This is a genomic window from Stenotrophomonas sp. FR010 (assembly GCF_047520755.2).
GTDB classification, from domain to species: Bacteria; Pseudomonadota; Gammaproteobacteria; order Xanthomonadales; family Xanthomonadaceae; genus Stenotrophomonas; species Stenotrophomonas sepilia.
In genome coordinates, this window is the sequence record NZ_JAXBQT020000018.1 from 68,099 (window position 1) to 74,098 (window position 6,000).

Sequence of the window (6,000 nt, forward strand, 5' to 3'; positions counted from 1 at the left end):
GATCCGACCCTTCCTCCGACCCCATCGCCACGGAATTTGGGTACCGTAGGCGCATGAGTACCTACCACCTGCAGTCCGTCTTCCGTCCGCAGTCGGTCGCGGTGATCGGCGGCAGCCCGCGTGAGCGTTCGGCCGGCCGCGCGGTGATGCGCAACCTGCGCAGCACCGGCTTCCCCGGCAAGGTGGCGTGGATCAACCCGCGGCACGCCGAAATTGATGGCATCCGCACGATCAAGCGGCTGAAGGACCTGGACTGGGTGCCCGACCTGGTGGTGATCACCGCGCCCGCGGCGATCGTGCCGCAGGTGGTGCGTACCGCTGCAGAGCGGGGCGTGCAGGCGGCGATCATCCTCACCGCGCACCTGGGCGAAGGCCCGGGTTCGTTGTCCGCACAGGTAGAGGCGGTGGCGCGCAAGCATGGCCTGCGCATCCTCGGGCCGCATTGCCTGGGCGTCATCGCGCCGCACGCGCGACTCAATGCCAGCATCGCCGCGCACTTCCCGCAGGCCGGCGACCTCGCCCTGATCTCCGAATCCTCGGCCATTGCCGCCGCGCTGGTGGAGTGGGGCGTGGCGCGCTCGGTGGGCTTCTCCGCCGTGGTCTCGCTGGGCGACACGATGGACGTCGACTTCGGCGACCTGCTCGACTACTTCGCCACCGACTACCGCACCCGCGCCATCCTGCTGTATGTCGAGCAGATCAAGGACGCGCGCAAGTTCATGTCGGCCGCGCGTGCCGCCGCCCGCGCCAAGCCGGTGGTGGTGGTGAAGTCCGGTCGCGCCGAGCGCGTGCAGCCGGGCAGCCGCGATACCCATGTGCAGGCCCTGGCGCGTGCCGATGATGTGTACGGCGCGGCCTTCAATCGTGCCGGCCTGCTACGCGTGGGTGCGCTGGACGAACTGTTCACCGCCGCCGAATCGCTCGGGCGGTTGGGCACCTTCCCCGGTCGCCGCCTGGCCATCCTCAGCAATGGTGGTGGTGTCGGTCGCCTGGCCGTGGACCAACTCATCGCATTGCGTGGCACGCTGGCCAACCTGTCCGACAGCACGGTCGAGAAACTCGACGCGGTGCTGCCGCAGGGCTGGTCGCGCAGCAATCCGGTGGACATCGTGGTCGACGCCGATGGTGACCGCTATGCCGCGGCCATCGAAGCGCTGCTGGCCGACAACGAGAATGACGCGGTGATGGTGGTCAACGTACCCACCGCATTCACCTCGTCCGCCGACGCGGCGCAGGCCCTCACCCGCACGCTCGGCCTACGCCCGCGCCATCATCGCGACAAGCCGGTGTTCGCGGTGTGGCTGGGCAACGATGACCAGGCCACCGCCACGCTCAACGCGGCGCGGGTGCCGACCTATCCGACCGAGGCCGAAGCCGTACGTGGCTTCCAGCATCTGGTGCGCTATCGCGAGGCACAGAGCGCGTTGATGGAAACGCCGCCCAGCCTGCCGCAGGACTTCAGCGTCGACACGGGCACCGGGCGCGCACTGGTCGATGCCGCGCTGGCCAATGGCCAGCAGTGGCTGGACCCGCTGGCCACGCATGAACTGCTCAAGGCCTACGGCATTCCGTCTGCTCCGGTGATGCATGCGCGTGATGCGCACGAGGCGATGGACCTTGCGCAGCCGCTGCTGGAACGCGGTGCCACGGTTGCGCTGAAGATTCTCTCGCCGGATATTCCGCACAAGTCGGAAGTGGATGGTGTGCGCCTGAACCTGTCCACGCTGCCGGCGGTGCAGAGCGCGGCCAACGCGATCCTGTCGCGTGCGCGCCAGCTGCGGCCGGATGCGCGCATCGATGGCCTGCTGGTGCAGCCGACCATCGTCCGCCCGAAGGCGCGCGAACTGATTGTCGGCATCGCCGATGACGCGACGTTCGGCCCGGTGATCGTGGTCGGCCGTGGCGGCACCGCCGTCGAAGTGATCAACGACAAGGCGCTGGCCCTGCCGCCGCTGGACCTGCGCCTGGCCCACGAGCTGATCGGCCAGACCCGTGCTTCGCGCATCCTCAAGGCCTACGGCGATGTACCGGCTGCCGACGAACGCGCGCTGGCGCTGGCACTGGTGAAGCTGGCACAGCTGGCCGCCGATATTCCCGAAGTGCGCACGCTGGACATCAACCCGCTGCTGGTCGACAGCAAGGGCATCCTTGCCCTCGACGCACGCGTGGCGGTGGCACCGTCGCGCATCCTGCACAAGGGCCGTGGCCATCCGCGCTTTTCGGTGTTTCCGTATCCGAAGGAGTGGGAGCGCACCATCGAACTGTCCGATGGCGGCCGGGCCTTCGTGCGCCCGGTGCGGCCGGAGGATGACGCCCTGTTCCGTGCGTTCTTCGCCCGCGTCAGCGACGAGGACCTGCGCCTGCGCTTCTTCCAGTCGGTGAAGCACTTCAGCCACGAGTTCATCGCGCGCCTGACCCAGCTCGACTACGCGCGCTCGATTGCGCTGGTAGCGATCGAACCGCGCAGCGGGGAGATGCTGGGCGCCGTGCGCCTGCACGCCGATGCCGATTATCATCGCGGCGAGTACGGCATCCTGATCCGCTCGGACCTGAAGGGCCACGGCATCGGCTGGCGGCTGATGGCGATCATGATCGAGTACGCCAAGTGGCTGGGCCTGGACGTGGTCGAAGGCCAGGTGCTGCGCGAGAACAGCACCATGCTGGCGATGTGCCAGAGCCTGGGCTTCAAGACCCGACTCGACCCGGACGACCCGACGGTGATGATGGTGACCTTGCCGGTGCAGCAGGTCGAGGTGCCCGACGTCCCGCCGGTGGCGTGATCTGTCTTTAAATCAACGTTGGATCCGGGTCGTCGCCCAATCTTGCACCATATTCATCCTTAATTGGCAAAATCGGCTCATATATTCGGTGATATGCATGGCCAACAGCTCCTTGAAATAGCCTGAGTATTGGTCTGGATTCTTCAGGTCCTGAGCGGAGGACGTGTGATAGTGATATCCCCGGGTAGGGGTCTACGTAAATAACTTCCTGGATCCCAAGTTGGAATGCCTTCTTCGAGCATAGCTCGCATGGGCTAGCTGTCGTATATAGATTTCCGCCAGCAATGCCGCTGTTCCCGTGCTTGGCTAGCTGCAAAAACGCATTCTCCTCTGCATGTAGAGACCTGGTATGAACTTGATTTGGCTTCTTGGTGACTGCGTTGTAGGCATCCTTGAAACAGAACGGGCATGGTAATCCTCTTCGAATTCTCATCATTGGAGCATTCTTGTGGGATGAAGCTACCTGGTTTCTTATCTCAGAATTGTTTTTCTCGTAGTCGCTGAATGCAAGGGGGTCATCCCCGTGTATGAGCCGGTGAGAATCTCTGAGTAGACATGGAACTTGGCCCTTTGGAACGTCATTCCAGCCTACAGCTTTGATCGAAGAGTTTGCGTCCGATATGGATGCGCCTACTTGCCGAGATATGCAGCCACTGTTTAGCTTCGCCGCGAACGCAAGTTGCATGCAGCGTTCATCATGTGTTGGTGTGACAAGCCCCGGACGGCAGATTAGTGAGATGTATCTGATGAGCTGCCGGTTCAAAATTAGTTTGTTCTGTTCAATTGAGTCAGGTGCTCCGGGGTTGTTTACGAAAACATCTGATTTTTGAATGCATTCTTCGATGTTCTGGGAGACGAAATTGTCGTAACTTGTCAGCGACTTTTTTGAATATTCTCGATTATCAAGTGCATCAATCTCACGCTTCGACATTCCCGCTTCGGTAAGCCTTGAGCGCCGGTGCGATTCCTCAGTGGTGATCGCGAACGCGAAGAATGCAGCAAACTGGTCTCTTAAGTAGACAAGCTCGAGAGGGTTACGGACAGCGTCAATGACGATTCGCGTACTGGCGATTCCATCATGGATATCGTACTCCCGGCATGAAAGCGCCAATCGCTTGACTCTTGAAGCCAGCGAAAAAAGTTCCTCTGGATATGTGGCGTTTGATGTCGGACTTCCACTGTGCCGGATGTTGTCACCTAAAGTCTGGAACAAGGACGAGTATTTTGTTCCGAGGTGTAATCGGAACTCGCTCGCGGCTGCTGTCAGAAAATTAACGTAATAAAGCCAAGCTTCCTTCGACTTGAAGCTATTTTTGCTCTTAATGAGCTTGCAGAACTCTCTGTTTCCTTGCTCGGAGAGCGAGCGAGCGTGGATTTCCTTAATCTTCGACGCATCTATCTTGAGCGAGGAAAACAATTTATCTAAATTCTCTGGATCCTCAGTCAGGATGTATCCGAAAATTACTGTCGACACGGATATTGATTTGAACGGGACCCACTGAACCTGTGAGAAGTTTGCGCAGATTTCCTGCTTTCGGGCCTCAATTGCGGTCAGGTCTGTTGAAGAACTCGGGAGATCTGCGAATTCACGGCATAAGGCTGACGCCGTTGTAGTGCATCCACTTCCTGTTCTTCCAGTTAGGGCCACAACGAATAAGTCGAGACGTTCTGCATACGCCCGCTCGATTCCGTTAGTAAGGTCTCGTCCCATGAATTCCCCCTATGTTGAAGGAAATGTACAACACTCCGGTTGCCGAATGGTTCTACACCGCGGTCTTATTACTGACCGCGTCGATCCGTCAGAATGCGCCGAGGGGCGCGTGGCGAATACGCGGACCTACGCCCGGCGATCCTGCGCTTCACATTTGGTCGTTCACTGATAGGGGCGTCTCTCATTGGTGGAGATCAGCTCAATCTATTGGGGCATCCTCTTGCGAAACTTTTACGCCAGGCTTCAATTCAGGTGGATTCAGCGCTGCGGTTCCACCACCACCGCCGTGCCATAGCACAGCACTTCGGTCAGCCCGGTCATCACATCAGTGGCGTCGTAGCGCATGCCGATGATCGCATTGGCACCCAGCTGCCGCGCGTGCTTGACCATGTCGCGGTAGGTTTCCTCGCGAGCCTGTTCGCACAGCTCGGTGTAGATGGTGATGTTGCCACCGAAGAGCGTCTGGATGCCGCCCAGGAAGTTGCCGACGATCGAACGCGAGCGCACGGTGATGCCGCGCACCACGCCGAGGTTGCGTACGACGCGATGGCCGGGCAGCTCGAAGGCGGTGGTGACCAGCGCATCGTCGAAGCGCAGTGCCGGCGGGGAAGGGGTGCCGCTGTTGTAGGGGTCTGCCATGGTCGCGTCCGTGTCGCTGCCTTCTGTAGAGTCGAGCCATGCTCGACGGGCTGTACTGCAGTCGAGCATGGCGCGACTCTACAACGCAATCGCCCGTTGCGGCATGGTTCCGTCACCGTGCTGGCGCGACAATATCCCCATGACCGATCGTATTCCCCTGTTGCTGCTGCCCGGCCTGCTCAACGATGCCGAGCTGTGGCGCGCGCAGCTGGCCGACCTGGCCGATATCGCCGACTGCACCGTGGGCGACCAGACCCGTGGCGAGACCCTGCAGGCGGTGGCCGAAGACGTGCTGGCGCAGGCACCGGAGCGCTTTGCGCTGGCCGGGTTCTCGCTGGGCGGCTTCGTGGCCCAGCAGATCCTGCGCATCGCGCCGGAACGGGTGCTGCAGCTGGCGCTGATTGACACCTCGATCCACGCCGACTCGCCGGAGCGCGCCGAGCAGCGGCGCAGCCAGCGCGCCAGCGTGCGCCTGCCGGGGAAGTTCCACGGCTTCGGCGATGTGCTGATGCGCAGCTACATCGATGCCTCGCGGCTGGACGACTACGTGCTGGTACAGCGCGTGCGCGACATGACCACCCGCCTGGGCGCGGAAGTGTTCCTGCGCCAGAGCGCACTGGAACGCCGCGATGGCCATGATGTGCTGGCCGGTTACCGCGATCCGCTGCTGATCGTGTGCGGCGCCAACGACCGCATTACGCCACAAGCGGTGAGCGAGGAAATGCACGCGATGGTGCCGCACTCGCAGCTGGTGGTGGTGCCTGATTGCGGGCACCTGGCGCCTATGGAAAAACCGGACGAGGTCAGTGCGGCGATGCGTGGGTGGCTGTTGCAGGCCTGATGGATCCGCCGGGCATGGCCCGGCGGATC

4 protein-coding genes are annotated in these 6,000 nt (G+C 61.8%); 2 read left to right on the forward strand and 2 right to left on the reverse strand.

Annotated features, from left to right (window positions below; translation table 11 throughout):
- Positions 1–53: 53 nt before the first annotated feature.
- Positions 54–2,780: a bifunctional acetate--CoA ligase family protein/GNAT family N-acetyltransferase gene (locus ACM0PK_RS16015; protein WP_414607051.1), complete on the forward strand. Its 2,727-nt coding sequence runs from the start codon at positions 54–56 to the stop codon at positions 2,778–2,780.
- A gap of 7 nt (positions 2,781–2,787) precedes the next feature.
- Here the strand turns inward: ACM0PK_RS16015 and ACM0PK_RS16020 are convergent, their stop codons facing one another.
- Complete coding sequence (locus tag ACM0PK_RS16020; protein WP_414607050.1) at positions 2,788–4,491, reverse strand: cytidine/deoxycytidylate deaminase family protein; 1,704 nt, start codon at positions 4,489–4,491, stop codon at positions 2,788–2,790.
- A gap of 258 nt (positions 4,492–4,749) precedes the next feature.
- Positions 4,750–5,130, reverse strand: a complete 381-nt coding sequence (locus ACM0PK_RS16025; RefSeq protein WP_262220231.1) for a YbjQ family protein — start codon at positions 5,128–5,130, stop codon at positions 4,750–4,752.
- A gap of 139 nt (positions 5,131–5,269) precedes the next feature.
- On the opposite strand from ACM0PK_RS16025, the gene ACM0PK_RS16030 reads away from it, so the two are divergent.
- Positions 5,270–5,971 carry an alpha/beta fold hydrolase gene (locus ACM0PK_RS16030; protein ID WP_262220232.1) on the forward strand — a complete coding sequence of 234 codons (702 nt, stop codon included), beginning with the start codon at positions 5,270–5,272 and terminating at the stop codon, positions 5,969–5,971.
- Positions 5,972–6,000 lie beyond the last annotated feature (29 nt).